The following is a 2,375-nucleotide window of genomic DNA, read 5'->3' as shown; positions in this document are numbered from 1 at the left end:
CAAGAACAATGGCGGAACGATCGCAAAACCTTCAGGACCTGTTCCTGAATTCAGTTCGCAAGAGCAAGAACCCGCTCACCATCTTCCTTATCAACGGCGTCAAGCTGACCGGCGTGGTCACTTCGTTCGACAATTTCTGTGTCCTGCTGCGCCGTGACGGTCACTCCCAGCTCGTCTACAAGCACGCCATTTCCACGATCATGCCGAGCCAGCCGGTTCAGATGTTCGATGGCGAGGAAAGCCAGGGCGCCTGATTGGCACGTGAGAAAGACGCGGACGCCACCGTTCGCGGGAAACCAACGCATCATCCCGGGACGGAAGCCAAGGGCCCGACCCGGGCTGTTGTCATTGTGCCCGTCCTTACCCGCCACCAGCGCAACGACGACGAGACCAACCGTCCTCGGCTGATGCGTTCGGCTGATGCTCGCCACGACGAGGCCGTCGGCCTTGCCCGCGCCATCAACCTGGATCTGATCCACACTGCGGTGGTGACCGTCAACGATCCGCGCCCGGCGACGCTGCTCGGCAGCGGCAAGGTTGCGGAGTTCGCGGAAATCGTCAAAGAGGGACATGCGGAAGTGGTCGTCGTCGACCATCCGCTGACCCCGGTGCAGCAGCGCAATCTCGAAAAAGAGCTGAACGCCAAGGTGCTGGACCGCACCGGGCTGATTCTTGAGATCTTCGGCGAGCGCGCACGCACCAAGGAAGGCACGCTGCAGGTCGAACTCGCCCATCTCAACTACCAGAAGGGCCGCCTCGTGCGCAGCTGGACCCATCTGGAGCGCCAGCGCGGCGGCGCCGGCTTCCTCGGGGGCCCCGGCGAAACGCAGATCGAATCCGACCGGCGGCAGCTGCAGGAAAAGATCATCAAGCTGAAGCAGGAGCTGGAAACGGTGCGGCGCACGCGCGACCTGCACCGCGCCAAGCGCAGGAAGGTGCCGTTCCCGGTGGTGGCGATCGTCGGCTACACCAATGCCGGCAAGTCGACGCTGTTCAACCGGCTGACCGGGGCGGATGTGCTGGCGCAGGACATGCTGTTCGCCACGCTCGACCCGACGCTGCGCCGCGTGCGCCTCCCACATGGCACGCCGATCATCCTCTCCGATACGGTCGGCTTCATTTCGGACCTGCCGACGCATCTGATCGCGGCTTTCCGCGCCACCCTGGAAGAGGTGGTCGAGGCCGATCTTGTGCTTCATCTGCGCGACATTTCCGATCCGGACACTGCTGCACAAGCGGAAGATGTCGAGCGCATCCTGGCCGACCTCGGTGTCGACGCCGGCGACGCCAAGCGCGTGATAGAAGTGTGGAACAAGATCGACCGGCTCGACGAAGGCAACCGGACCCGGCTGCTTGCAGACGGCGCCGACGCCAACAAGGCGCCGCCGATTGCGGTGTCGGCGGTGACCGGCGAGGGCATCGATGCGCTGAAGGCGATCATCGAAACACGGATGGCGGGCGAACTCGAAGACCTCACCGTGACGATCGAGCCGGCCCAGTTCGGCCTTGTCGACTGGCTTTACCGCAATGGCGATGTCGTTTCGCGAAGCGACAATGATGACGGCAGCGCCACCATCTCGCTCAAGGCCACGCAAAGCGCCCGCGAAGAGATCGAAAGCAGATTGCGTCGTAAAAACAACGGGTAATCCGGAGCAATTCCAGGAAAAAGTGTATAGCGGTTTTCCGTCCGGAATTGCCCGAAAGAGAGATTACTTCGCGGTCTTTGCTTCCTGCCAGAGCGCTTCCATCTCGGCCAGATCAGCCTTTTCCAGCGTGCTGCCGGATTTTTCCAGAGCTTGTTCGACATAGTGGAAGCGCGAGCGGAATTTTTCGTTGGTGCCGCTCAGCGCTGCTTCGGAATCGAGCTTGAGATGACGGCCGAGATTGACGACGGCAAACAGCATGTCGCCGAACTCGTCCTTGATCGAGGCGGTGTCGCCCTTTGCCAGCGCCTCGCGCAATTCGCCGATCTCTTCCTCGATCTTGTCGAGGATGGGCGCCGCCTCGCTCCAGTCGAAACCGACGCGGGCGGCCTTCTCCTGAAGTTTCAGCGCCCGGGTCAGTGCGGGCAGGGCGACCGGCACGCTGTCCAGAAACCCCTTGCCGTTGTCTTCGGGATCGAGACCACGCGCGAGGCGGGCGCTTCGTTTCTCCGCCTTCTCTTCGGCCTTGATCTCTTCCCACATGCCCTTGGCCATGCCGGCGTTGCGGGCTTTCTCGTCGCCGAAGACATGCGGATGGCGGCGGATCATCTTCGTCGTGATGGCTTGCACCACATCCGGGAAGGCGAATTCACCGGCCTCCTCGGCCATCTGCGCGTGATAGACAACCTGCAGCAGAAGGTCGCCGAGCTCGTCGCGCAGATCGTCAAGGTC

Annotated in this window: 3 protein-coding genes; 2 read left to right on the top strand and 1 reads right to left on the bottom strand. The window is 62.4% G+C overall.

Annotated features, from left to right (window positions below; translation table 11 throughout):
• Window positions 1-8: 8 nt before the first annotated feature.
• Window positions 9-254, top strand: a complete 246-nt coding sequence (gene hfq, locus EN964_RS32030; RefSeq protein ID WP_006202172.1) for an RNA chaperone Hfq — start codon at window positions 9-11, stop codon at window positions 252-254.
• Window positions 255-1,646: a GTPase HflX gene (gene hflX, locus EN964_RS32025; protein ID WP_127272395.1), complete on the top strand. Its 1,392-nt coding sequence runs from the start codon at window positions 255-257 to the stop codon at window positions 1,644-1,646. It abuts the gene before it with no gap.
• Between the two features lie 63 nt (window positions 1,647-1,709).
• Here the strand turns inward: hflX and mazG are convergent.
• A partial coding sequence (gene mazG / locus EN964_RS32020; RefSeq protein ID WP_127277238.1) for a nucleoside triphosphate pyrophosphohydrolase occupies window positions 1,710-2,375 on the bottom strand: 666 nt, incomplete at its 5' end.

Source organism: Mesorhizobium sp. M7A.F.Ca.CA.001.10.2.1, from assembly GCF_003998575.1.
In the GTDB taxonomy this organism is placed as follows: domain Bacteria; phylum Pseudomonadota; class Alphaproteobacteria; order Rhizobiales; family Rhizobiaceae; genus Mesorhizobium.
The sequence above is the reverse complement of the archived record's forward strand: the minus strand, read 5'-3'. Positions and strand labels throughout refer to the sequence as shown.